The following is a 25214-nucleotide window of genomic DNA, read 5'->3' as shown; positions in this document are numbered from 1 at the left end:
TCTCAGTGTAATCTGGTCAGTTTCAAAAAGCAACCTTTTTAGGAAGTTTTGGTCCGCACACGGGCAATCTCATCGACCATCGCCTTATAGGTTGCCATGATCTCCTGACCCGCAAAGACCGGATCTTCGTCCATCGTCTCGAGTGCCCGGCGTAGAAGATGAATTTTTGGTTTCTTCCGTTCGAGTAGTTCTTCATAGATGAAATCAAGAACCTCTTCATGTGCTTCCTTCGATTCATCGGAAATTGATGACAGGGTAATCAAGCGTTTCATATGCGCACTCGTCTTCTCGAACAAATCCTTCCGAATGACGACTTCATCTTGTGGACGGTCGAGCCAAACGGATAGGAAACGCGGCGGAATCAACTGTTCTTCCGTCCGACTGACGTCTTCGACGAGATGCGTCAATCGATTGAATACGTAACGGACAACACGTTCCGGTTGTGTGTTCGGTTCGGATTGTCGGAAGAAGTACATCGCATATTGCAACATTCCTGTATAAATGACCGCTAAATCTAGAAGATACGGTTCCTTCGTCTGACCGAATAAATCACGTAATCGTTCGAACGTCCATTCGATCTCGAGAAGACGGTTATTCTCCATGAACGTCTTCAGTTCTTTTTCATTCGAAGCAATCGCCTCTTCGAACAACGTATACAATTTATATTTTTGCATCAGTTCCAAGTAACAGTTACCTTGTTGGATGAACGTCTCATAATCCGAAACATCTCGTCCGACGAGAATTTCTTTGCGCGCCGTCCGCATCTTTTCAAAGACGGTATTAAATACATCGATGAATAATTCATTTTTAGAGGAAAAGTAGTTATAGAACGTTCCCTTGGAAACGTTACTGTGCTCAAGAATGTCCTGGATGGACGTCGATTGATAACCTTTTTCGACGAATAGCTGATAGGCAGCATCTAGTAGTTGTTTCTTTTTTGGATTCATGGTCTTGTCCTTTTCTGTTCAAATGATCGCAATGGTTTAACAATCACTTATTTTAGTGTATGAAGCAAATAATTTGAATTCATTCGACTTGGACTGGTAAGATAGCCAAGTTAGTTATAGAATTCAAGTCTAACATTTTAGACTCATAGTACAAAAGGAGCATAACGAAATGCAATCAAGCAAGCAATCATCACGACTTTATTTAATTTTAACTGTCCTTATGGCAGGTGCGTTCGTTGCGGTCCTGAACTCAACGTTACTTAATATCGCCTTACCGTCGATCATGGGATCATTCGGTATTCAGGCAAGCACCGCCCAGTGGTTGACGACGGGCTATATGCTCGTCAACGGAATCATGATTCCGACGTCAGCATTCCTTGTCCAGAAGTTTTCGACACGTCAACTGTTCTTGACGGCGATGACGCTGTTCTCACTCGGTACGATCATCGCTGGACAAGCACACGTCTTCCCGCTTCTACTCGGTGCGCGGATGATGCAGGCATCTGGTTCTGCGATCATGATGCCACTGCTAATGAACGTTCTTTTGACCGGTTTCCCGATCGAAAAACGCGGACAAGCAATGGGAATCTTCGGACTTGTCATCACGTTTGCCCCAGCCATCGGACCCACGTTGTCCGGCTGGATTCTTGAACATTATGAGTGGCGGATGCTGTTCCATCTCGTCACTCCGATCGCATTACTCGTGCTCTTCACGGGTGCCTTCTTGTTGAAGAAAGAGACGGTTCGTAGCACACTCAAACTCGATTTATTTTCACTCGTTCTCTCAAGCTTTGGTTTCGGTGGATTGCTGTATGGATTTAGTTCCGCTGGTTCTGCCGGATGGGGGTCTTGGACGGTCATCGGATCGTTGATCATCGGTGTAATCAGTCTGACTTCCTTCATTATACGTCAATTCATGCTCGAAGAACCGATGCTTGAGTTCGGGATTTTCCGTTATCCGATGTTCGCTTTATCGCAAGGAATTTCGATGGTCCTGAACATGTCGATGTTCTCCGCCATGATCTTGATGCCGATCTATATCCAGACGATTCGCGGTATCTCACCGTTTCACTCTGGTCTCTTGATGTTACCGGGGGCAATCGTCATGGCGATCATGTCACCGATCACGGGTCGTCTGTTCGACCGTTTCGGCGCCCGGATCCTTGCCATCATCGGCTTATCACTGACGGTCTTGACGACGTTCTCGTTTAGTCAATTAGCGGCGGATACGTCATATGCGTTCCTCGTCATCATGTATACGTTACGTTTCCTTGGAATCTCGATGGTCATGATGCCGGTCATGACGAACGGATTGAACCATATTCCGCAACACTTGACGCCCCATGGTACGGCATTGAACAATACGTTGTCACAAGTATCGGGTGCGATCGGTTCAGGTCTGCTCGTGACGATCATGACGTCGCGGACGAAGCATCACGTCCCGGAATTCGCTTCACAACCAGAAGCTGCTAATCCGGAATGGTTACAGATGCAAGCGATGATCGAAGGGATCAATGATACGTTCTTCATCGCGACGTTACTTGCACTCGCGGCATTGATCTTATCGTTCTTCATCAAAAAACGACGGACGACGACACTCGCAGTCGTCGAATCCGTCGATCAAGAACAAAAATATGCATGATCTGATTCTCCCCTGTCTGATGAGACGGGGGAGTTTTTGTTTTTGTGTAACACTCTTTTTTGCAACTGCTGTCGATCATAAATTCGTTGATTCGTGCTGCCCCGAAAACGTGTCGTTCGGTCGAGTTTCGACAGGATGAACGGACCATCGATGAGTCCGTCTAGTCGCAGTATTAGTGGATACCACCGTCGACGCTGTAAGATTTCCTCTAGTACATAGCCAGTATATAAAATGACGTCATAATCTGGTCCAAGTTGTTCGAGAAGTTGCACAAGTGCTGCCGCTTGAAGCATCGGCTCGCCGCCGGATAATGTCAAACGACGATTTCCGATCGCCTGAATCCGTTCCACTGTTTCTTTAATCGTCCAATCCACTCCACCTGCCGGATCCCAGGAAGACGGATTATGACAGCCGACACAGTGGTGTGGACAACCGGCAAGAAACAGGACCGTTCGCAAACCGGGTCCATCAACGACAGAATCAGGATGAAGGGAAAGAACGCGTAACATCGTGCTTCACCCGATTCTGCTCTTCAGCCCGTTTTGCCTCATTCCAACGGTCCAGTGTACCGACGAGATATCCTGTGATGCGTCGAATCCGTTCGATCGATCCACTTCCGCAAACCGGACACTGATCCTCGATCGTCTGCTCCGTTCGACAATCAAGACAACGATCGACGGGATGATTAATTGACCCATAGCCGATTCCAGCTTCCGCCATCAAACGAACGATGTCTTCAATCGCTTGTGGATTTCCGGCAAGTGCGCCATCTGTCTCGACATAGGTGATATGTCCACCATTACATAATGCATGAAACGGTGCTTCGAGTTGAATCTTTTCACGGATCGTTACGGGCGCATCGACAGGGATATGAAAGGAATTCGTGTAATACGGCTGATCGGTCACTCCTTTGATTTCACCGAAGTCACTAACATCACGACGTGTGAACTTACCTGATAACCCTTCAGCTGGAGTTGCCAGTAAACTGAAGTTCAATCCCGTCATCTCGCCATAGTTGTCGATGACCGTTCGCATCGCTTGAATCAAGGCAATACCAATCTGGTGCGCCAGTTCGGAATACCCATGATGATTGCCCGTCAAAACGGTCAAACATTCCGCGAGACCGATGAAGCCGACCGCTAACGTCCCGTGCTTGAGGACCGGACCCACCTGATCCGTACTTTTTAGCATCTCACCGTCTTTCCAGACATGTTGATATAAAAATGGAAACTCGTCAGCCGTTCGACTTGCCTGGAACTCATAACGCGCGATGAGTTGCCGGCATGCAAGTCTTGTCGTCTCTTGGACGGCTTCGAACATTTGATCGACGGTTTGACTCTGAAGTGCCAAACGGACGAGATTGATGCTCGTAAACGATAAGTTGCCTCGACCTGTGACGGACGGGATGTCTCCACGATCTTCAAACACACGGGTCCGGCATCCCATATACGCGACTTCTGCTCCCCCCGGTTGCTCCTGACGGTTAAATGGTGCATCAAGAAACGCAAAGTTCGGAAACAATCGTTTTCCTGTCACGCGGGTGGCAAGTTGAAACAAATCGTAGTTCGGATCCGTCGGTGACAGGTTGATGCCTTGTTTGACTTTAAAGATTTGAATCGGAAAGATCGGCGTCTCCCCTCTTCCTAACCCTCGTTCCGTCGCTGACAGCAAGGCGCGCTGAAAGAGCCGCCCTGCCTGCGTCGTATTCGTCCCATAATTGACGGATAAAAACGGCACCTGTCCACCGCCGCGTGAATGCATCGAATTCGTATTATGGATGAACGCTTCGCATGCCTGAAACGTCTTTTCATACGTCTCCTGCCATGCGCGCCGCTCCCGCTTGCGTCGCTTCCAATGCGGCACAAGGGCGTTTAGTTTGGTCCATTCGCGTTGGTAGGTCTTTTCGACGAATGGCGCTACATCATCGTCAAAGGTCGCGAAGGCTTGTCCGCCATGCTGCATGTTTTGATTCGCTTGGACGATGATTGCCGCAAGGGCGAGGGCAGAACGGATGTCTTGCGCTGGTCGGATTGAACCGTGTGTCGTCTGAAATCCGTTCGAGAGTAGCTGACAGAGCGGAATCTGAGCACAAGTCGTCGAACCAGTCACGTAATAATCGGCGTCGTGGATATACAAGATGTTGTCGTCAAGCGCCTGCAAGACATCTGCTTCGAGATGTCGTCGCATCATCTGCCGCGCTGCTTCCCCAGCAATCCGCTGTAATTTCGCAAGCGGTGTTTTGCCATCAATGTTTGCATTCTCTTGTTCGATATCTTGCGGTGGTGTGAGTAACGCTTCTAAGCTCTCCATGATTCTTCTTCCTCTCACGCTTTTTTGTAATCACTATAGCGAGAGTACAGAAACGTTCGCAATCCCTGCACAATTTACGATTTTTTCAACTGTTTCAGCCGTTCTGTCATCAATCTGTCCGATTTATCGTTCAAATGTCTGCATCTTACTCGTTTTAGCCAAACGCATGAATTTGGACGAATCTCACACGTGAAACGACAAAAAAGAAGAGGCGCATGATATCGCCTCTTCTTCGTCTCTTCATTCTGCTTCGAGTAACGCGTCTGTCGCACTCGGCAATTTGACCCGGAAGACCGTTCCTTCTCCAAGGATCGATTCGACTTCGATATTGCCATCATGTGCGCGAACGATTTCCTTACAGATCGATAATCCAAGTCCCGTCCCGCCAATCTTTCGGCTGTCTGAGTTGTCGACCCGATAAAACTTACTGAATAGATGCGGCATCGAATGACTCGGAATCCCGATCCCGAAATCACGAACGCTGAGTTCGATCTGATTGTGCTGGTGGGTCATCGTCACGACGACATCCCCGCCGTCCGGTGAGTACTTCACCGCATTATTCAAGAGGTTACCAAGTAGTTGTTTCATGCTGTTCGCATCTGCCTCGACCATGAAGTCCTGTTCATCATTCAAATCAAGCTGCAGACTGTGTTGCTCCGTCGCTGCTTGATAAAACTGAATTTGTTCCTTGACGATTTCTTTCAGGTCAAAGATTTGTTTGTCATACTCTTGCTTTCCTGACTCCATCCGCTGGACGTTCAAGAAGTCACTGACGAGATCGGTCAGACGTTTTGATTCATCGTGAATCGTCTGCAAGTATCGCTTGTTCCGCTCAGGATCCAAATCCCGTTTCAACATGAGCTCCGTAAAGCCATAAATTGAAGAGAGCGGTGTTCGAAGTTCATGAGAGACCGTTGAGACGAGTTCCGACTTCACGCGGTCGACTTCTGTCTCAGCCGTGACGTCACGGAAGACGAGAATCGTTCCTTTTGAATGTCCCCCGTGCGCAATGGCTTCGGCATAGACTTGAATGAAGTATTCACCTTGGTCGATCGACAAGGAGAACATGCCCTCCGGAATCTCACCCGATAAGACTTCTTCGAAGTATGCTTCAAACGCTTCCTTTTGATCCATCTGCTCGAACATCGTTTCCGGTCGGACTTCGAGGAAGGTCATCGAATCGTTGTCTTCTTCGACTTGTAACGACTGGAAGATATCGAATAACGCCTGATTTCCTAAGATCGTCTTCTCTTCGTGTTTGATGTAGAGAATCGCTTCCCGAACGGAATTCAACAGTTGTGCCGTCTCTTTTCGTTCGTATTCCATCTGTTCGTAAAGTGACATTCGCATCAATGAGATCGCGATTTGTTTCGAGAACGATTCCAGTTCCGCCAGATCCTGTTGGTTGAATGGTGCGTCAAATCGTGCTAGATAGAGACAAGCAATCAATTCTTCTTTTGCCGGATCCATGATCGGAATGACACCTTCATAGACGTGATACGGATACTTGATGAGATCGTCGTTCGCGACCTTTTTTGAGGAATGTGCGGTTTCCTTTGAAATCATGACTCGCTTTAGTAGTAACGACTCCGTCTTCAGACTCTCTTGTTGTTCTTCTGTCATTTCTTTTGGAACGACTTGAGCGATTTCATTATTCTTGATCAATAACAGAGCACCGAATTCCGTCTTCGTCAACCGAACGATCGTACTGATGACGGATGAATAATCGAATAAACTCTCCTTTGAAGCAAGCGTTTCGATCAGTTCATTCCGATCCTGCAAATGGAGTTCATTCGTCCGCGTCAATTCAAGAGCGCGCTCAAGCTCGTTCTGTTTTTGCTTCAATACTTCCTGATTGTGTTCCATTTCTTGATTCTTAGCTGACAATTCCGCATGTTGTGATGAGATCGACCGTGCCATCTGGTAAAATGATGCCGTTAATTGACCGACTTCATTATGGCTGTCGACATCATGCTCGAGCGAAATCGATTTGCCTTCTGCAAGGCGACGACTCTTGACGTTCAATTCGCGGAGTTGTGACGTCACCCGATGAATCAATGGGCGAACGATGAACAGTAGACAAAATAAAAAAATCATCAAGTTCAAGAACCAGAACCATTGTGTCTTTTGTAACTGGTCGAGTACTTGTTCCTTCGTCCGACCGTCTGCATTATCCACGTATAAATAACTGGCAACCGATGTGATGACACTTAGTGCAAAGACACTATAAAAAATCGCCATCAACTGTCTGCCCAATTTCTCAGTCATCCAGTGTTTCATATTCATAAATCCTCCTAGCAATAAGTTGCCCTTCGTTCAAGATTGTTTCCTCCTCATCTATTATCATCTAATGATTCCCGGAAACATCTTTCTTGAATCCTTTATGGTCGGGCAGGCGAGAGTCCAATCCCGGTCACGAGGGCAATCGCATCGACGATCTGTCCTTTCGTCAGATCATCCGTCTCGATCTGTTGACTGAACAATGGATCGGTCAGTTGACGTAAGCGTTGTTCTGCCTGTTGACCACCCCATGAATTCGGATGCTCGAAGCGGCTAATCAACCGACGTTTGACAGTCGTCTCCTTCGCCATCAAGGCGATATGACGGACGTCATGACCGTTCGCTCGTAACGTCCCGATGATTTCCTGAAAGTACGCTGGATTCGTCAATGTCATCGGTACGATGATCCGCGCCTTTTCCGTATCGAGCTGCTCGAGGAGCTGTCGATTGAACGCACGCCACAACGGCTCATCCTGAAAATCATCCTTGTTTTCCGGCAGTTGCGCTCGTAAAAAATAGCCTGTCTCCTCTGGATCAAAGATGTGTGATCCGCTCCAGCGTTGTTGTAGCCCTTTTGCTGCCGTCGTCTTCCCGACGCCAAACGTACCGTTAATCCAAATGATCATCTGATTCTCCTCCACCCTGTTTTCTGTTGTACTATACTGCAAAAGTGGTCGACAAGTTTCAATCGGTTACAAAAAAACACTCCGTTTAAAAAACAGAGTGTTTACCCATATAACCATGTGATTAAAAACGGTGCGATGACACTGGCACAGACGGCCGTCAAGACCATCGTCAGCAGACCGACCGCCCCTTCCCGTTGGTCAAGACTCATCGATTTCGTCGCGCCCATGACGTGGGCAATCGACGCTAGTCCAACCCCACGGCTGACGAAGTGACGAATCTTCAAGCCCGTCATTAATTTTGGTCCGACGATTGATCCTGTCAATCCTGTCAATAAAACGAAGGCAGCCGTCAGAGTCGTCGTCCCGCCAGCTTTTTGTGAGATCGCTAAGGCAACGGGTAAAGTGACCGATTTGGGTAACAACGCAAGATTCGTCGTCCGCTCAAGATGGAGTAGCAGACCGAGTAACAGATCTGAACTCATTGCAATACATGTTCCAAGCAAAACACCAAGCCCGATTTCCGGTAGAAAACGGCGAACGTGATGTCGGACGCGGTAGAGCGGAATCGCAAATGCCGTGATCGCTGGACCGAGCATCTTCGACAGATATTGTCCACCCTGCATGTATTCTGCATGTGAGACGCCGCTATAGACGAGAATTACGATCAGGACAGCGGTCACCGTCAGGATCGGTAACGTCCAGACACGAGGATGACGCTGATAAAGGAACATTGCGCCACTGAATAAAAGAATGGTCAGGATGATCCAGAACAGTGTCTCACTCATGTGGGGTCACCGCCTCTTTTCGGTGTGCCAAGCGATCGACGATATACGCTGATCCGACTAACGTCAGCAGGCTGCTGACGACGACGATCAACACGACTTGAAGACCAGATGTTCGAAGGAATGCCGTATAATCCATGATTCCGGACAGTGCTGGGACAAAGAATAACGGCATGACGAACAGCAGAAAGGTTCCGCCCCGTTCAACAGCGACGAGAGGAAGCAGTCGACTTTTTAATGTCACGTATAGCAGAATCAAGCCGATGATGTTACCGGGTAATGGTAACTGGAAAGTTTCGCTCACCCAGTCCCCACTGAGTGAAAAACAAAAATAAGTACGATTTGAGCAATGATTTGAATGATACGCATAACGCGTGAAAGCATGATAAAGGTCCCCTTGTTAACAGTTTCGAGTCTTATTATCCGCCTCTTTCCTTCAACAATCAATGAAATCTAGTTAATCAACTGAAGTAACCGTTCTCATGAAAATCCATACCTTTTTTGTATTAGAACAAACAAAAACCAGTCATTCGTGTATCAGTACAATAAATGATTCGAGACGAACAAAAAGGGGCTGACTCCAAAAAAGAATGACGCGTCTGTTCACGCCCTTTCCTCAGGCGAGACACAAGCCAGTTTTCCTGCTTCATTCAAGCAGGAAAACGGGTCTCGTTTGTCTCTGATAGCGCATAAATGCGCCTGTTCCTGTAGGAGTTGCGTGTGACACGTCATTCTTTACAGAAACTGACTTTTGAGTCAGCTCCCTTTTTAATCTGAGACGACACCTGAATGGGATCGTCTCCTCATCTTAATCACATGATCCGTTTGAATAACTTCTCGAGTTCATACGTCGTCCATTCGATGATGACTGGACGTCCGTGTGGACATGTGAACGGCATTTCCGTTTTCGCTAGATCGTCAATCAACCGGCGCATCATCTCATCGTTCAACGGATGATTCGCCTTGATTGATTTCTTACATGCCATCATGATGGCGGCATCTTCCCGATACGTCTCGAGATCGATTTTTCGCTTCATCAAGGCTTCATCGAGTAATTCCTGAATCGTCTCTTCCTGCCGATGGGACGGGAACCACGTCGGAACTTCTCGGACGATAAAGCTTTGTGGACCGAATGGTTCGAACTCGATGCCGACGTCTTTTAGCAACGGAAGGACTTCATCCATCCGTTTCATGTCATCCGACGAGATTTCGAACGTATACGGTAAGAGCAATTGCTGTCGTTGTTCCGGTGGTCGACCGAACATGACCTTATACGTCTCGTATTTGATTCGTTCCTGTGCTGCATGTTGATCAATCATATACATCCCGTCTTCCCCGGCACAGACGATATAGGACGAATGAAGTTGACCGATGACGTCGAGATGCGGAAAGCGCGGACGCGCGGCTGGTTCCTCAATCAGTTCAGCAAACTCCTGCTTGACCGGTGCGATGGGCTCGAATAGATCATCCTCGTTGCTAAAAGGTAATGATTTCTCGACAGGTGGTCGATCGTCTTCTTGCGGCTTTTTCGGAATCGGATAATTCCAGACCGCTCGCGATGACGTTTCTTCGACCGGTTCAGCGACATAAGAAAAATCGAGTTTTTCCTGGCTACTCGGATCTTTTTTTGGTTTCGGTGGCGTCACTTTCGGAATCAGCGTCTCCCGGCTGAGCGTCATCTTGATCGTCTCCTGGATCAACTGGCAGAGCTCCATCTCTTTTGAAAGACGGACTTCTCGTTTCGCCGGGTGAACGTTGACATCGACCAAGAGTGGATCCATCGTCACCTCGATGACCGCAATCGGATACCGCCCGATCGGTAAGAGCGTATGGTAACCGTTCAAGACCGCTTGCGTCAGGGCGAAGTTTTTGACCGAACGTCCATTGAGAATCAACGTGATGTAATTCTTTGAGGCACGGGTCACTTCCGGTTTGACGAGATGACACGTCAATTGATAATCGGCATTCGCACCTTTGGCGACTAGTGTTCCTTGAATCGTTTGATGACCGTAGACACTCGCCAGTGCTTGCCGGACGTCTCCTGATCCGTTCGTCTGGATCAATGTCTTCCCTTCATGCGTTGCTCGAAGTTTGACGTCTGGATGAGCGAACGCCATCCGGTTCAGCACGTCCGTGATCGCCGCAAGCTCCGTATGCGTCGTCTTCAAATACTTCAGCCGTGCCGGTGTATTGAAGAAGAGATGCTCGACCGTCAATTCCGTTCCCCGGTTCATTGCTGCTGGTGTCCGTTCAACGACCGTCCCGTACTCAAGCGTCACTTGAATTCCTTCCGCGTCCTCACGTTTCGTCTTCAATGTCACTTTACTGACGGACGCGATCGAGGCAAGTGCCTCTCCGCGAAAACCAAGTGTCTTGATTCGGAACAAGTCATGCTCGTCCTTAATCTTACTCGTCGCGTGACGGACGAAAGCCAGTTCAGCGTCATCCGGGTAAAACCCGTGTCCGTTGTCGCGGATCGTCATCCGTTTCATTCCGGCTTCTTCGAGTTCGACATCGATTTGGGTCGCACCGGCATCAAGTGCGTTCTCTACCAGTTCCTTGACGACCGACGCTGGTCGTTCGACGACTTCTCCCGCCGCGATCCGGTTCGCTAAACTATCGGATAATTCACGAATGATTCCCACTGCATTCTCCTCACTTTCTCGCTTCGGCTTGTAGACGATACAGCGTATTCAATGCCTCGAGTGGCGTCATATTGATCAAATCAAGACTCGCCATCGTCTCTCGCAGAGGATCCGCATCTGAGAACAGACTGAGTTGATCAATCGGCTCCTCCTGAACAGGAGCTTTTACAGGTGCTGCGACCGGAACAGGCTCAGCCTGCTCGAACTCGGACAAGAGGACTTGCGCCCGTTCGATCAGACTATCTGGTAAATCAGCTAACCGCGCGACATGGATTCCGTATGATTGGTCGGCTTTTCCGTCGCGTACTTCATGCAAGAAGACGACACGCCCATCTTGTTCAACGGCACGGACGTGAACGTTCGCTAATCGATCAATCGATTCTTCGAGCACTGTCAGTTCATGATAATGGGTCGAAAATAGCGTCTTCGCTCCAACGTGCCGGGCGATGTGTTCAACGATTGCTTGTGCGAGTGCCATCCCGTCGTACGTCGAGGTCCCGCGACCAATTTCATCTAGCAGGATCAAAGACCGGTCCGTTGCACGCGTCAAGGCTTCTTGTGTCTCGACCATCTCGACCATGAATGTCGACTGTCCACTGACGAGGTCGTCTGCCGCCCCAATCCGGGTGAAGATTTGATCGAAGATCGGCAGTTCCGCTTGAGCAGCTGGTACGAACGAGCCAATTTGATGCAATAAAGCAATCAAGGCGAATTGTCGCATATAGGTCGATTTACCGGACATGTTCGGTCCAGTGATCAACAGCATCTCGCGTCCTTCGTTTAAGGTAATCCCGTTCGCGACGTATTCACCGCGCGGTAAGACTGTCTCGATGACCGGGTGACGTCCTTGCTGAATATCAACCGTTCGTCCGGTCGTCGTGATTGGTCGGACATAGTCGTGCGTTTCAGCAATCTCAGCTAGTGCGACGAGGACGTCGAGTTCCGCGATCCGGCGACTGACCCGTTGCAAGCTTTCGATATGTCCTTTGACTTCATCGCGCACTCCACAGAAGAGATCGTACTCGAGTGTGACACTCTTCTCTTCCGCCCCTAGGATCAGCGCTTCTTTTTCTTTTAATTCCGGTGTGATGTAACGCTCGGCATTGGCGAGTGTCTGCTTCCGTTCATACCGTCCTTCTGGCAACAGCTTGGCATTGGCTCGTGATACCTCGATGTAATAACCGAAGACGCGATTGTAGCCGATCTTCAACGTCTTGATGCCGGTTGCTGCCCGTTCACTGGCTTCAAGTGTCGCAAGCCATGTCTTTCCGTCTTTTGAGGCGACGAGTAACTCGTCGAGATCTGCTGAATAACCAGCCTTAATCATTCCGCCCTCTTTCGTTGAGATTGGTGGTGCTTCAACGAAAGCACGATCGAGCAAATCGCTCAATTCGTCGTGCGGATCGAGTCCGAGACTGAGCTGACCAAGACGTTCGCTCATCATCTCCTCGAGCGCTGATTGAATGCGGGGAATCAGCCGTAACGTCGACTTCAATTGAACGAGGTCGCGCGCTGAAGCCGTACCGTAACCGACTTTTGCGACGAGTCTCTCGAGATCATAGACTTCGCGTAACGTATCTTTTAATTGCTGACGTTCGAAGTAGTGTTGCAACAATTCCTCGACAGCGTCGAGCCGCTCGGTGATCACGCGTTCCGATAACAACGGTTTTTCAAGCCAGCGTTTCAACATCCGTCCGCCCATCGCTGTACCTGTCACATCAAGCAGACCAAGCAACGAACCTTTTTTGTCTCCTGTTCGTGCCGAGCGGACGAGTTCGAGATTCTTGACCGTATTTGGCTCGAGTTGCATGAAGTCACTCGCTTCATAGACGACAGCGGGTTGTAGATGTGTCAACGCTCTTTTTTGTGTATCGTGCATGTAGGCATAGAGCACCGCAAAGGCTTCCGCTTGGGCTGCATCAATCGCACGATCCCCGTGCGGATGCGATTCGCGCCGAGAACTACGCGTCAGTGGAATCCGTAAGTGCGCGAGCGCCGTCTCGTGTTCCTCTGTCGTGACGATGATTTCCCGTGGCAAAATGATGCTCAGTTCTTTGACTACACCGTCGAGTGTCGCAACGCTTGTCAAGGCACTCTCACCTGTTGAGACATCACCGCGAGCAATCCCAAAACGACCGTCCTGTTCGACGACCGCTACTAGGTATCGATTCTCTTTTTCCGTCAAGGCGGACATCAACGTTCCCGGTGTGATGACTTGGATGACTTCGCGTTTGACGAGTCCTTTCGTCAACTTCGGATCCTCGACTTGATCACAAAGCGCCACTTTATAACCACGCTCGATCAACTGTTCGATGTAGCCGTTCGCTGCGTGATGGGGCACGCCACACATCGGAATCGGATGTTCCGCGTTCTTGCCGTTTTTCGCCGTCAGCGTCAACTCCAGTTCATGGGCGACTTTCTTGGCATCCTCAAAGAATAATTCGTAAAAATCACCGAGTCGATAAAACAAAAAGGCATCCGGATAATCCGCCTTGATCGAGAAGTATTGTTTCATCATCGGAGTGTTGTGTACTGCTTCCATTCTTCCACCTCATTCGTAGAAAAAGCCGACGGATGTCCGTCGGCTTTTCGTTCATTTCGTGATTAGTAGCCGCAACCGCCGCTTTTGTTTTCTGCTTCCATGCCGCTACCTGTCTTACCAGCGAGAACATCTCCGTCCGTCGCTTCGATGATTTGATCCGTAATCCCGTTCGAGATCGTCACCGTGATGTATTGGAGAAGTCCGTTGACTTCTTCTTGTGTTTCTTGGAACTGTTGGACGACAGGCATCTCATCGAGCTCAGCGAACAATTTATCGAGCTTCGCTTCGACACGTGCGAGTGCTTCTGTTTTGCCGTAATGTTGGCAGTTGACTGCCTCTTTTTGAAGGAACTTGATTTGTTTCATCATCTTTTGGACTTTTTCATTCCCATTGATGTTGGCTTCTGCCGCTTTAAATCGTTCTACTTCCGGTGTCTCTGAAATCATTTTGGCGATTTCATTGGCTTTTTCGATGATTTGTTCATCTGTATACATCCACATTCGTCCCCTCTATCGTTAGCGAACACGTCGCTTCCCTTAGCATTCTGAACGATTCCTCGTTCTGTCGCATTCATTATACCGTTCTCGCGATAGAGTGACAAGAATAGTTCCTTATTCAATCGAACGCCATAATAGATAGGCGGCGTGACTACGGACAGGGGCAAATTCCTCCGCCAGTCGCGTCGCTTCTTCCACCGTCGGTCGGTAACCGAGCAACCGTTCGAAAGCCCGTAATATCCCGATGTCCGATGCCGGAAAAAGGTCCGGACGACCGTATCCGAACATCAGGACGTTTTGGACCGTCCATGGTCCGACGCCTTTCAGTGCAATCAACGTCTCAGCGATTTCTGCATCATCAGCTGACGTCAATGCATCATAATCAATCGTTGCTGTCGCTACGCCAAGCAGATAATCGACTTTACGTCCTGATAGTTGCAGAGCAAGCAAGTCTTCGCGACGCGCAGTTGCTAATTGACGCGGTGTCGGCGGAAGGATGATCCCGTCCTTGACCGTTCCGAATGTTCGAAAGACACGTTCCGTCAACGTATGGGCAAATGAGAGATTGATCTGTTGATGAATGATCGAGCGAATCAAGGCCGTGAACGGTGAATGATCAAGCACGAGTCGTTCATCGCCGAACCGTTCGACGATCGCGTGTAACGACGTCGCCTTGAGACGCTGCGCAGGATTTGGCTCATTGAGTCGAAACCGTCGATTGAGTTGCGTCAGCACCGCTGTTTGCGGTCCTGAACCGTCAATCCGTAACGTGTAACCATCGATGGCTTCCATCGTCGTGATGTATGCCTGATCGTTGATGAAGATCGGAACGACGAGTCGCCCATCCTGTTCGATTTGTAACGGGTCTTCCGTCAAACGAGATACGATTCCTTTAAAATCAAATGCTTCCGACAACGTCACATCATGCGTCCACCGGCTCATCCGACGAACACCTTGATCGCACCGAGAATCAAACCGATGATGAATCCACACAATGCCCCGTTGACCCGAATCCATTGCAAGTCACTGCCGACCTTATCCTCGATCATATGAATCAGTGTCTCCGTATCGAACCGGTTTAAGTTCTCGCGGACGAGTCCACCGATTTTTTGGTGATTTTGTTCGACGAAACGAACGAGTTGCTCCTTCATCCATTGATCACTGCTATCTTTGAACGTCGGATGCTGTTCCCAGTCGTCTAAAGCGCGCGAAAGCATCGGCATCGCCCGTTCCGTCCAGAAGGCATCTGACGTCAAGTAGCGTTCGAGTTCGATCAAACCAGCATCATACGCGCGTTCAATGACCGGAACGAAGTCAAACCGGTCGACCTCGCTTGCCTTCCAAGCATCGATTTTTGCTAGACGCTCTTCATCAATCGATAACTGTGCCAGATTACGACGCAGATGATCAAGAATCGCTAAACGATTCGGGTGATGGACGTGTCGCATATCTTGAATGACCGTCAACAAGACACCTTGAATGACAAGACTGAGTTTTTCTTCTGAATAGACTTTTTGGACGGTTCGCGCCGTCACCCGCAAGAACGTATTCTTTTCTTGGTCGATCATCGCCGTATAGGCAAGGCGCCCAATCTGGTCTCGGATGACGGGGTCTTCGAGCAGACGTTGCCCATAACCGAGTAACTGATCCATCAGCCACTCGTCGAGTCGACGTTCCTCATTTAACTCCATCGCCCGTACCGCCAGCCGTTTTGACGGATACGCTTTGATCGTCTCCGTCAACCGTGTATTCGCAAACTCAAGAATCGCCTCTCTCGGTAATTTCCGGATCAGACCGACCAATAGTTCGGTAACGGTCGCTCGAAAAGCAGGCAGAACGAGAATCGAACGTAAGATTTTGATGACACGGTCTGCGAGCGTCATATGCTGGAGCTTCGCGACGATACTCTCTTTATTGAGCAAGTCCGTCTCGAGCATATGAACGATTGATTCGATGACCCGTTCCCGATTTTTCGGCAACAGGTTCGTATGGGGAATCTTTAAGCCGAGCGGATGGCGAAACAATGCCGTGATCGCAAACCAGTCGGCAATCCCACCGACGAGTCCGGCTTCAAAACCACTCTGGAGCCAAAAGACCCACGCATTTTCTTTAAATGGCAATGAGACGACGAATCCGACCGCCATGAAAATCAACGAGACGGTCGCAAGCCGCCGTGTCGATGTTTTAGGTTGTTCAAGTGATGACACATCGTTTCCTCCTTCAACTGAGTCACTTATCTACCTTACGAACGGGACAAGGATTAGGTTTCGACACGAAAGAGCCCCAGTCATCGACTGGGACTCCCTATGTACTTAAAACGTATATTCACCAAAACGGTCGCCATCCCATGTCGCGGTTGCCGTTGAGACAAAATAGACCAGTCCGTTGCCGAATGTATTTTCCATAAATGAAACGAGTTGTTGACCATTCGTCTGCTCGACGAACGCTAATCGGACTTCCTCTTTCCCTTGATAAATCCGTTCGTAAACGCTTAAACCGCGTGCATTGAGAAACGTACGCGCCGACTCGAATTGAATCGGACCGACTTCAGGTCGTCGTTCCTGAATGAACGACTGACATTTTTGCTCGAATGTCTCCATGGTTCTTCACTCCTTTTCTCTTTCTGTTCATGGATATCATGTTCCCGACTCTTCCTCATCATAATCCTCAAATGTGAAAAAAGCGACAGATGCGTCGCTTCTTTCATCATTTTACGATGATTTCTCATAATCTGACATCAAACTGTCGGGCAACATGAATCGCAGACGTCGTCGCCCCGATCGTCCCGGCACCCGGAAAGATCGTGTCGCCGATCGCAAAGAAGTGATTGATGCCTGTTCGAAACGGCGCTGCGAACAAAAGACTCGTACTCGGACGTTGCGGATATCCCCCGACTCCACCGTCCGGACGGAACGTATAGCGAACCCACGCACCGGGTCCACCCGGATGACGTTCGATTGCCTGTTGACGGAAACCTGGAAACTGTTGTTCAAGAATAGCTTCGAAGATTGCCGACATCTTCTCGACTTGTTCGTCGTAGCGTTTCCGGTTCGTCTTATCGAACGTACCAATCGGAACATGGCATGACATCGTCAGCGTCCGCTGACCGGCTGGTGCACGTAACCGGTCATCTGGACGGGAGAGGGAGATGAAGGCATGACCTGAAGGTAGGGACGGATCATGGACTTGCCGGAATGCTTCATCAGACAAAATGACCGACTCCGGTATCGCCGCATAATACGTAAAGGTCGCCCATTGCTGTAGCTTTTCTTGTCGCTGGTACGTCCGTCGTAACGTTCGTTTCATATCCGTACTGACGACTTCCCTGATGCCTTCAAGCGGAACTGCGCAGATGACAGCATCAGCAAGCATCAAGCGTCCGCGACGATCCTCGATCAAGAAACCATCCGGTGTCTTTCGAATCGACGTGACTTTTCGCCCAAGGAGACAGGTTGCCCCGCTCGCCTCTGCTGTCTCTTTCAATTGCTCGGCCAGTCGGTATAATCCACCTGGGACATAATAAGCACCTTCATGATAAATCGATAAGGCGACGGCTCCTAGTAAAGCAGATGCTTCCTGCCCTGTCTGCATGCTGTCGAGTAAGATCCCGTCGATCACTTGTGCGAACAGCGTATCCGCTAGTCGATGTTTGCGTAACAGATGACCAATCGTCAGCGGAAAATATGGTAAGAGGACGACACTTTTCGTATGACGAACTAACCGCCGGACGTCGGCTAAATCTTGAAGTGGCAATGCCGGCAGTTCTGCCATCAGTGGACGAATTGCCTCGTGTATCTGCTCGATTTCAGCAAAGAATGCCCGAATCGACGATGCTTGCTCCGGAAAATGTGACGTCAATTCGGTTAGAAACACATCGCGATTTTGATAATAATGAATCGTCCGTCCTTCGATGCGAATCGTCATGACGACGTCGAGTGGCTCGACCTGGTGCGTCACTCCGAGATGATCGAGCACACGGGCATGAATGCCACCCGGTTCAAATCCCATCCCAAGGGTCGCTCCAACTGGATACGTCAAGTCCCGGCGCGTGAACTTCCCGGCTGATCCTCCCCATTCACGGCTTCCCTCAAGTACCGTGACGGCATGACCTTCTTGTGCAATCAATGCAGCAGCCGTTAGACCGGCAATTCCTCCGCCGACGATGACGACCTGTTTCATGATGGTTCCTCCTCCGTGACTCGATTTTCTTTAAACAGGAAATTGCGGATTTCGCGGAAGACCGGCTCCCGGCGATGAATCGTGAAGTGATCATACTTATAGGATTTCGTCTGGATGTTATCCGTGTAGTTCTCGAGTGCAAACGAACTATTTAACGAAATCAGATTGAAGTCGCCTCCTTTGGCACCAAACGAATAGACGAGCACGTCGCGTGGCCACGTCTCGAGCCGCTGGGTCAGATTGTTCATCGCTGGTGAGCCCTTCGCAAGATCGCGTATCGCAGGACTGTTCGTATTCGTGCCAAGTGGCGCAAGTGTCAATCCGAGTTTCGCGTAATCCGAACCGGCGATCGGTGAGTCGAGCGTCACGACTTTCCGGACGTGATACGGCATCTCCTCTTGGACCGTGTAGGCGACGACATCGACACCACCCATGCTGTGCCCAACGAGCTGAATATCGGCAAAGGTCGCTTTTTGTTTCGCATCGTAAGCGGCAATCGCCGCATTCAACCACTTTTGCTGATCGGCAAGACTTGCCTCATCATCTGCGAAGACGATTCGGACAAGTGGGTAGCCCGTCGGCGAGGGTTTGACGCTACAGGTTGCTTTTCCGGAACGAGTCACGTCACATCGACCACCATCATCGGCGACTTTTTTATTCGTGAAGTTTTGAATCATCGGCACGAACGTCCGCTCCGTTCCGAATAACCCGTGGACGAGGAACGTCGGCACGATTTCACTCTTTCCTTGCGTGACGATCTGACGCGTTGGTGGCGGCGCACTTGACGTATCTTCCGCGAACACCCACCACGCTCCTCCCCCGACGATCAAACAGACGAGGAGCGAGATGCTGATCGTCTTCAACTGTTGCCGGCGCAAACGACGGACACGGTGAAAGACCCAGTAGAGGAATAATCCGACACCGATTAATAACACGATACCGGTAATGATCCAACCTGTCGGATTCGGTACATACGCAATCAACTGTAGCTGGTTGGCTTTCGTTCCGTATAATTTCCATGACACATCATGGTAATTCGACCAGTCGATCTTTTCTCCATTTTGGAGACCGATCACTTTCGGACCGTGGAGCTTGATCTCGATATCGGCTTGACGGATATACCGATCGGCGAGTTTCTTGACCTGTCCTGTCGGTTGATAGCCTTTGATATTCAAACGATCGATACTGAGATCGATGTTCGTATCCAGTCGATACGTATCAAACCAAAAACCATCCGATTTTTTCATGTCGAACTTCGTATCAGGTGGAATGAGAATCCCACCGATACCTGTCTTCCATTCGTCCTTGATCGATGTCATGTCCTTGAAGTTCGCGAATGTCTTCTGCATCCGGATCCCTTCATAGTCATCCTTCGTCTTGAACGTCTTCGCTGCATAGCCGTTCTTTTCTGCCTGTTTGACATAACTATTCCAATTCGGATTTAGGTTCAGTAAACGCGCCACTGGGTGTTCCTTTGCGGCATATGTCGTCTTTAAGGTGACACTCTGATCGGTATGGATCGTCGCATCATATTGGATGCGAATACAACCCCCAAGGAGCAGCGTCAGCATCAAAAATGAGAGCAAAATCCCTTTCTTCTTCGTACTCATTAGGTCACATCCTTTCCTCATCTGTTATTCCCTATCTCGCAAAAGTAAAAACGGTCGACGTTGATTCTTTCGTCATGACGCACTTCAGGCAGTGGGTCATCGACCCACTGCCTGAAAGTATGCGGACGCATTTCGTCCGTGATCGATATCAACCGATCAAGTTTAATTCACGACCGACTTTTTCGAAAGCTGCAAGCGCCGTCGTTAAATCTTCACGCGTATGTTCCGCCGTCACGATCGTCCGGACACGTGCTTTTCCTTTTGCAACCGTCGGGAAGGCGATGCCTTGAGCAAAGATACCTTCTTGACGTAAGCGGTCCGACAACTCGTGGCAACGTGCTTCATCCCCGACGATGACAGGTGTGATCGGCGTCGTCGACGTTCCGATGTCGAATCCAAGATCCCGGAGTCCTTGTTTGAAGAATTCCGTGTTTTCCCACAGACGATCGAAGAGTTCCGTCTCTTCCTCCATGACACGGAGCGCTTCCCGGTTCGCTTCGACGACTGCTGGTGGATGTGATGTCGAGAACAAGAACGGACGTCCTTTATGGATCAGATAATCTTTGACGTGCTGTTCACACGCGACGTATCCACCGAGGACACCGATAGCTTTTGAGAGCGTACCAACTTGCAGGGCAACACGTCCGTCAAGACCGAAGTGATTGACCGTACCGCGTCCCGCTTTCCCAAGCACACCTGACGCATGGGCATCATCGACCATGACGAGTGCGTCATATCGCTCGGCTAATTCAACGATTTCCGGAAGTGGTGCGATGTTTCCGTCCATCGAGAAGACACCGTCCGTGACGATAAGGCGCGTCCGCGCGTCTTGCGTTTCTTGTAAGGCCGCTTCAAGATCAGCCAAGTCGACGTGTTTATAGATTCGGCGTTTCGCTTTCGTCAGACGAATCCCATCGATGATCGAAGCGTGGTTCAACTCATCCGAGATGACGACGTCTTCCGGACCGAGCAGTGCCGATAAGACACCGAGATTCGTTGCGAATCCCGACTGGAAGACGAGTGCTGCTTCCGTATGCTTGAATGTCGCAAGTTCCCGTTCGAATGCTTGGTGCATCTCGAGTGTTCCGGCAATCGTCCGAACTGACCCTGTTCCAGCACCGAACGTACGCGCTGCTTCTGCAGCTTGTTCAGCGAGACGTGGATGTGCTGCGAGTCCGAGGTAGTTGTTCGACGACAGTTGAATGAGTTCCTTCCCGTCGATCGTCACGCGGTTATGTTGCGCGCTCTCAAGTGCTACGAGGTTGCGGAACGTGCCCGCCTGTTTCATCTCTTCTAGTTCTGTCCGTAAGTGTTCAAATCCCATTAATTCGTCCCCCTTGGTTGTAATACGACTTTCCCGCATTTCCCTTGACGCATCAATTCAAATCCTTCTTCGAACCGCTCGAGCGGCAACGTGTGTGTGATTAACGGTCGGACATCGACTTTTCCGCTCGATAAGAAAGCAGAAACCTGGCTCCATGTCTCATACATCTTCCGACCGGTGATCCCTTGGACCCGGACACCTTTGAAGACGACGTGGTTCGTCAAATCGATTTCAACCGGTTTGACCGGCAGACTGAGGATGTTGACGTCTCCACCTGCTGTCACCATCTCGAAGGCTTGACGAATCGCAACCGGATGACCACTCATCTCACAGACGACATCAATCCCGTCGCCGTCCGTCATACGTTCGATTCGCTCTAACACATCGTCATGACGTGAATCAATGACGACATCCGCCCCCATCGTCCGTGCGAGTTCGAGACGATACGGATTGACGTCGATCGCGACGACTTCCGCCGCACCAGCTGCTTTAGCGACGGAGACCGCCATCAGACCGATCGGACCACAACCGACGATTGCGACCGTTTTCGCACTGACATCACTCGCAAGAACCGTATGGACGGCATTGCCCATCGGCTCTTGGATCGAGGCAATCCCTGCTGGCATATCTTCCGGGTTGACCCAGAGGTTTTCTTCCGGCATGACGACGTATTCTGCAAAACAGCCTTGTGTATCGACACCGATGATCTTCGTGTTCTTACAGATGTGATATTGACCACGAAGACACTGTTTACATTGATGACAGACGATATGCGTCTCCGCCGAGACACGGTCACCGAGTTTCAAACGTTTCGTGCCTTCTCCGAGCTCGACGACTTCGCCCGAGAACTCGTGACCGAAGACATACGGCGGATTGACACGCGAGGCTGCCCACGCGTCCCACTCATAGATATGCACGTCCGTCCCACAGATCGATGTTGCCTCGACTCGAATCAAGACTTCTCCACGACTCGGTACGGGTACCGGTACTTCTTTGAGTGCCGCACCGAACCCGCGTTCTTCTTTGACGAGTGCACGCATCGTTTTCGTCGTTGTCGTCTCTTCTACCGTCGTTACTAATTTCGTCATCTTTCCCCGACTCCTTCGCGGAAGTTCACGTTTATTTATATGTGGCGAACTTCCAAATGTTTAGCATCCCCAAAAAACCAAACACATCTTTCCTCTATCTTACATGAATTCCACTGCCAGTTTACCGAATGTTTCTTCGTTTAGCTCAAGATCCGCATACGCGAGACCCGATTCTTGATAGCCATCGATTTGTGACTGGTAATCAGGACGTGTTTCATCCTGATAGATCAATCCCATGACGAGTCCGTCGTGAGCATGAACGGTCTGTTTCGCAAGATCCAAGTTCGACGGATCGTATCCTTCGATATCGGACAGCTTCGTCAAGTTCTGTTTGAACCAATCGTACGTATTGACCTTGTTGAACGTGACACACGGACTGAAGACGTTGATGAAGGCAAATCCTTTATGTGCCGTCGCTTGCTCGATCAATTGCGTCAAGCCCTTCAAATCATTCGAGAAGCTTTGGGCAACGAACGTCGCGCCAGCCGTCAAGGCGAGTTCAACGGGTGAAACACTCTTTTCAATCGACCCTTTTGGCGTCGATTTCGTCTTGAATCCAGGTGCAGAAGTGGGTGATGTCTGCCCTTTCGTCAAGCCGTAAATTTGATTGTCCATGACGATGTACGTCATGTCGACATTGCGCTTGAATGCATGAATCGTATGTCCCATGCCGATCGCAAATCCATCCCCGTCGCCACCAGACGCGATGACCGTCAATTCGCGGTTCGCCATCTTGACACCTTGGGCAATCGGAAGGGACCGTCCATGAACGCCGTGGAAGCCATACGTATTGATATAACCGGATATCCGACCAGAACAGCCGATCCCGGAAATCAATGCCAACTCTTCTGGTTCGAGACCGACGTTCGCGACAGCACGCTGAATCGCTGCTTGAATCGAGAAGTCTCCACACCCTGGACACCAGTTTGGTTTGACATCATTTCTAAAATCCTTAAAGGTTGCCATGATATACCCCTCCTACGACCTGCTCGACGACCTCTGCTGGGTAGAACGGGTCGCCATTGAATTTCAGGATATGCTCGATCTTCGATGCATGTCCACAGTTCATCTGGATCAGCTTCGCCAGTTGTCCCGTTGCGTTGTACTCGACGACGATGACTCGTTTTGCCCGCTCTAAGTGCGGCGTGACGAGCTCACTTGGGAACGGATGGACTTGACGGATATGCAAGTGATCAACTTTGATTCCTTGTGCTTCGAGTCGTGGCATGATCTCTTCGATCGTTCCACGTGTCGAGTTGAAACCGACGAATAAGATATCCGGTTCTGCATGATGCTCCGTTACGAGAATGGCATCCTGTAAGCGGAACGTGTTTAGCTTACGGAGTCGCTTCGTCATCTGATCGACTCGGTTCTTCGTCGCTTCCGACGGACGTCCTTCCTCATTGTGCTCAACACCTGTTACGTGGTGAATTCCGTGCTTGACGCCTGGAATGACACGTGGACTGATCCCATCTTCCGTCACTTCGTAGCGTTTGAAGTACGCTTTTCCTTCAAGTTCCGGTAAGTCTTCCTGGATCAACTTCCCGCGTCGGATCTCAACGCGTGACATATCCGGTGGTTCGACCGATTGTTTTCCAAGAGACAGCATCAAATCCGTCAATAGAATGACAGGACACTGGTATTCCTCTGCGATGTTGAATGCCTCTGCTGCATCGTAGAACGCTTCCTCGACCGTTGACGGTGCCAAAACGACCTTTGGAATCTCACCATGCGTGCTGTAGATCATCGCCATCAGGTCAGACTGTTCCTGTTTCGTCGGTAGACCGGTTGACGGACCGCCCCGTTGTGTATCGACGATGACGAGCGGTGTTTCCGTCATCCCGGATAATCCGATCGCTTCCGCCATCAATGACAATCCTGGACCAGCAGACGCCGTCAAAGCACGGACACCTGCGTAGTTCGCACCGATTGCCATTGTGACTGCTGCCAGCTCGTCTTCCGTCTGGACGACCGTTCCGCCGAACTGCGGCAGTTTCTTGATTAAGTATTCCATGATCTCAGATGATGGTGTGATCGGGTAAGCTGCCATCAGACGCGCTCCACCGGCGATTGCACCAAGGGCGATCGCATCGTTTCCGATCATGAACATCCGTTGTTTTCCGTCAGCCGGTTCCAAGACGAAACGCTCGCCCTCTCCTGCAAGTGCTTCAAACGCTGCTGCTCCTTCACGGATTGCCGCTAAGTTTTTCTCGACCATGTCTGGACCTTTTCGACCGAAAATCTGTTCGACGACGGCTTGGAAACGCTCCGGTGCAATGCCGAGAATCGCGCTCGATGCACCAATCGCGACCATGTTCTTCATCAAAGCCGTACCGAGATCAGCTGCAATTTCCGTAAATGGAATCGCATACAAGGAAGCGCGTGCTTCGTCCGGATTCGTCGGATTGAATTTCGCATCCGCGATGATGATGGCACCTTGACGCAATTCATGGAAGTTAACATCGATCGTCTCTTGATCGAATGCGACCAAAATATCGAGATCATCGGAAATCGTCCGGACTTCCTGTGTCGCGACACGAATCTTATTGTTCGTATGTCCTCCCTTGATACGTGACGAAAAGTGACGGTAACCATACAGGTAATAGCCGAGTCGATTCAAGGCAATCGCAAAGATTTCGCCTGTTGATTCGATCCCTTCTCCCTGCTGACCGCCAACTTTCCATGATAACTGATTATACATCGACGTTCGCTCCTTCTCTGTCCCCTGAAATGATAGTTCTC

General features: G+C 49.9%; 20 protein-coding genes. 1 reads left to right on the top strand and 19 read right to left on the bottom strand.

Features of this window, described 5'->3' with window-relative positions; all coding sequences use genetic code 11:
• Positions 1 to 38 precede the first annotated feature (38 nt).
• Positions 39 to 947 (bottom strand): TetR/AcrR family transcriptional regulator, encoded by a 909-nt coding sequence (locus tag EXW93_RS05275; RefSeq protein ID WP_035398167.1) that lies wholly within the window; start codon positions 945 to 947, stop codon positions 39 to 41.
• Between the two features lie 169 nt (positions 948 to 1116).
• Between EXW93_RS05275 and EXW93_RS05270 the strand changes: the two genes are divergently transcribed.
• A complete protein-coding gene (locus EXW93_RS05270) occupies positions 1117 to 2589 on the top strand; it encodes a DHA2 family efflux MFS transporter permease subunit (protein WP_023467723.1) in 1473 nt (490 codons plus the stop codon).
• On the opposite strand, the gene EXW93_RS05265 is transcribed toward EXW93_RS05270, so the two are convergent.
• The 18 genes from EXW93_RS05265 to EXW93_RS05180 all read right to left on the bottom strand — a co-directional run bounded on the left by EXW93_RS05265 (position 2568) and on the right by EXW93_RS05180 (position 25173).
• Entirely contained in the window at positions 2568 to 3098 is a 531-nt protein-coding gene (locus tag EXW93_RS05265; protein WP_174316084.1) for a 4Fe-4S single cluster domain-containing protein, read from the bottom strand. The two genes, EXW93_RS05270 and EXW93_RS05265, sit on opposite strands and share 22 nt — an antisense overlap.
• The gene (locus EXW93_RS05260) at positions 3070 to 4899 is read right to left on the bottom strand and encodes an anaerobic ribonucleoside triphosphate reductase (protein WP_174316083.1); all 1830 of its coding nucleotides are present in this window, start codon (positions 4897 to 4899) and stop codon (positions 3070 to 3072) included. The genes EXW93_RS05265 and EXW93_RS05260 overlap by 29 nt, the downstream gene beginning before the upstream one ends.
• A gap of 240 nt (positions 4900 to 5139) precedes the next feature.
• Positions 5140 to 7179 carry an ATP-binding protein gene (locus EXW93_RS05255; protein WP_064300223.1) on the bottom strand — a complete coding sequence of 680 codons (2040 nt, stop codon included), beginning with the start codon at positions 7177 to 7179 and terminating at the stop codon, positions 5140 to 5142.
• A 101-nt stretch (positions 7180 to 7280) separates the two neighbouring features.
• Entirely contained in the window at positions 7281 to 7805 is a 525-nt protein-coding gene (locus EXW93_RS05250; protein ID WP_064300224.1) for an AAA family ATPase, read from the bottom strand.
• Positions 7806 to 7906: 101 nt separating this feature from the next.
• Positions 7907 to 8590 (bottom strand): LrgB family protein, encoded by a 684-nt coding sequence (locus tag EXW93_RS05245; RefSeq protein WP_023467718.1) that lies wholly within the window; start codon positions 8588 to 8590, stop codon positions 7907 to 7909.
• Entirely contained in the window at positions 8583 to 8891 is a 309-nt protein-coding gene (locus EXW93_RS05240; RefSeq protein WP_174316082.1) for a CidA/LrgA family protein, read from the bottom strand. The genes EXW93_RS05245 and EXW93_RS05240 overlap by 8 nt, the downstream gene beginning before the upstream one ends.
• A 508-nt stretch (positions 8892 to 9399) precedes the next feature.
• Entirely contained in the window at positions 9400 to 11232 is a 1833-nt protein-coding gene (gene mutL / locus EXW93_RS05235) for a DNA mismatch repair endonuclease MutL (RefSeq protein WP_174316081.1), read from the bottom strand.
• 10 nt (positions 11233 to 11242) lie between these two features.
• Positions 11243 to 13774, bottom strand: a complete 2532-nt coding sequence (gene mutS, locus EXW93_RS05230) for a DNA mismatch repair protein MutS (protein ID WP_058265167.1) — start codon at positions 13772 to 13774, stop codon at positions 11243 to 11245.
• Between the two features lie 62 nt (positions 13775 to 13836).
• Positions 13837 to 14274, bottom strand: a complete 438-nt coding sequence (locus tag EXW93_RS05225) for a YlbF/YmcA family competence regulator (protein WP_023467714.1) — start codon at positions 14272 to 14274, stop codon at positions 13837 to 13839.
• Between the two features lie 111 nt (positions 14275 to 14385).
• Entirely contained in the window at positions 14386 to 15213 is an 828-nt protein-coding gene (locus EXW93_RS05220; RefSeq protein WP_023467713.1) for a DNA-3-methyladenine glycosylase family protein, read from the bottom strand.
• Entirely contained in the window at positions 15210 to 16478 is a 1269-nt protein-coding gene (locus tag EXW93_RS05215; protein ID WP_371811108.1) for a DUF445 domain-containing protein, read from the bottom strand. The genes EXW93_RS05220 and EXW93_RS05215 overlap by 4 nt, the downstream gene beginning before the upstream one ends.
• Before the next feature lie 105 nt (positions 16479 to 16583).
• Positions 16584 to 16871 (bottom strand): hypothetical protein, encoded by a 288-nt coding sequence (locus EXW93_RS05210; protein WP_174316080.1) that lies wholly within the window; start codon positions 16869 to 16871, stop codon positions 16584 to 16586.
• A 124-nt stretch (positions 16872 to 16995) separates the two neighbouring features.
• A complete protein-coding gene (locus tag EXW93_RS05205; protein WP_174316079.1) occupies positions 16996 to 18450 on the bottom strand; it encodes a phytoene desaturase family protein in 1455 nt (484 codons plus the stop codon).
• The gene (locus tag EXW93_RS05200; RefSeq protein WP_174316078.1) at positions 18447 to 20081 is read right to left on the bottom strand and encodes an alpha/beta hydrolase; all 1635 of its coding nucleotides are present in this window, start codon (positions 20079 to 20081) and stop codon (positions 18447 to 18449) included. The genes EXW93_RS05205 and EXW93_RS05200 overlap by 4 nt, the downstream gene beginning before the upstream one ends.
• A gap of 127 nt (positions 20082 to 20208) precedes the next feature.
• Positions 20209 to 21384 carry a glycine C-acetyltransferase gene (locus tag EXW93_RS05195; RefSeq protein WP_058265162.1) on the bottom strand — a complete coding sequence of 392 codons (1176 nt, stop codon included), beginning with the start codon at positions 21382 to 21384 and terminating at the stop codon, positions 20209 to 20211.
• Complete coding sequence (gene tdh, locus EXW93_RS05190; RefSeq protein ID WP_023467708.1) at positions 21384 to 22472, bottom strand: L-threonine 3-dehydrogenase; 1089 nt, start codon at positions 22470 to 22472, stop codon at positions 21384 to 21386. Before tdh ends, EXW93_RS05195 begins: the two co-directional genes overlap by 1 nt.
• Positions 22473 to 22571: 99 nt before the next feature.
• Positions 22572 to 23438 carry a 2-oxoacid:ferredoxin oxidoreductase subunit beta gene (locus EXW93_RS05185; RefSeq protein WP_174316077.1) on the bottom strand — a complete coding sequence of 289 codons (867 nt, stop codon included), beginning with the start codon at positions 23436 to 23438 and terminating at the stop codon, positions 22572 to 22574.
• On the bottom strand, positions 23425 to 25173 hold the full coding sequence (locus EXW93_RS05180) for a 2-oxoacid:acceptor oxidoreductase subunit alpha (RefSeq protein WP_075642055.1): 1749 nt from the start codon (positions 25171 to 25173) through the stop codon (positions 23425 to 23427). Before EXW93_RS05180 ends, EXW93_RS05185 begins: the two co-directional genes overlap by 14 nt.
• Between the last annotated feature and the right edge of the window lie 41 nt (positions 25174 to 25214).

Source organism: Exiguobacterium sp. JMULE1, from assembly GCF_013337175.1.
GTDB classification, from domain to species: Bacteria; Bacillota; Bacilli; order Exiguobacteriales; family Exiguobacteriaceae; genus Exiguobacterium_A; species Exiguobacterium_A indicum.
Note: the sequence above shows the minus strand (reverse complement) of the source record. Positions and strands in the feature narration are given on the sequence as shown.

Coding starts and splice junctions, on each gene's coding strand:
- EXW93_RS05275 (WP_035398167.1), bottom strand. CDS start 947: ATGAATCCAAAAAAGAAACAACTACTAGATGCTGCCTATCAGCTATTC.
- EXW93_RS05270 (WP_023467723.1), top strand. CDS start 1,117: ATGCAATCAAGCAAGCAATCATCACGACTTTATTTAATTTTAACTGTC.
- EXW93_RS05265 (WP_174316084.1), bottom strand. CDS start 3,098: ATGTTACGCGTTCTTTCCCTTCATCCTGATTCTGTCGTTGATGGACCC.
- EXW93_RS05260 (WP_174316083.1), bottom strand. CDS start 4,899: ATGGAGAGCTTAGAAGCGTTACTCACACCACCGCAAGATATCGAACAA.
- EXW93_RS05255 (WP_064300223.1), bottom strand. CDS start 7,179: ATGAAACACTGGATGACTGAGAAATTGGGCAGACAGTTGATGGCGATT.
- EXW93_RS05250 (WP_064300224.1), bottom strand. CDS start 7,805: ATGATCATTTGGATTAACGGTACGTTTGGCGTCGGGAAGACGACGGCA.
- EXW93_RS05245 (WP_023467718.1), bottom strand. CDS start 8,590: ATGAGTGAGACACTGTTCTGGATCATCCTGACCATTCTTTTATTCAGT.
- mutS (WP_058265167.1), bottom strand. CDS start 13,774: ATGGAAGCAGTACACAACACTCCGATGATGAAACAATACTTCTCGATC.
- EXW93_RS05225 (WP_023467714.1), bottom strand. CDS start 14,274: ATGTGGATGTATACAGATGAACAAATCATCGAAAAAGCCAATGAAATC.
- EXW93_RS05220 (WP_023467713.1), bottom strand. CDS start 15,213: ATGAGCCGGTGGACGCATGATGTGACGTTGTCGGAAGCATTTGATTTT.
- EXW93_RS05210 (WP_174316080.1), bottom strand. CDS start 16,871: ATGGAGACATTCGAGCAAAAATGTCAGTCGTTCATTCAGGAACGACGA.
- EXW93_RS05205 (WP_174316079.1), bottom strand. CDS start 18,450: ATGAAACAGGTCGTCATCGTCGGCGGAGGAATTGCCGGTCTAACGGCT.
- EXW93_RS05200 (WP_174316078.1), bottom strand. CDS start 20,081: ATGAGGAAAGGATGTGACCTAATGAGTACGAAGAAGAAAGGGATTTTG.
- EXW93_RS05195 (WP_058265162.1), bottom strand. CDS start 21,384: ATGGGATTTGAACACTTACGGACAGAACTAGAAGAGATGAAACAGGCG.
- tdh (WP_023467708.1), bottom strand. CDS start 22,472: ATGACGAAATTAGTAACGACGGTAGAAGAGACGACAACGACGAAAACG.
- EXW93_RS05185 (WP_174316077.1), bottom strand. CDS start 23,438: ATGGCAACCTTTAAGGATTTTAGAAATGATGTCAAACCAAACTGGTGT.
- EXW93_RS05180 (WP_075642055.1), bottom strand. CDS start 25,173: ATGTATAATCAGTTATCATGGAAAGTTGGCGGTCAGCAGGGAGAAGGG.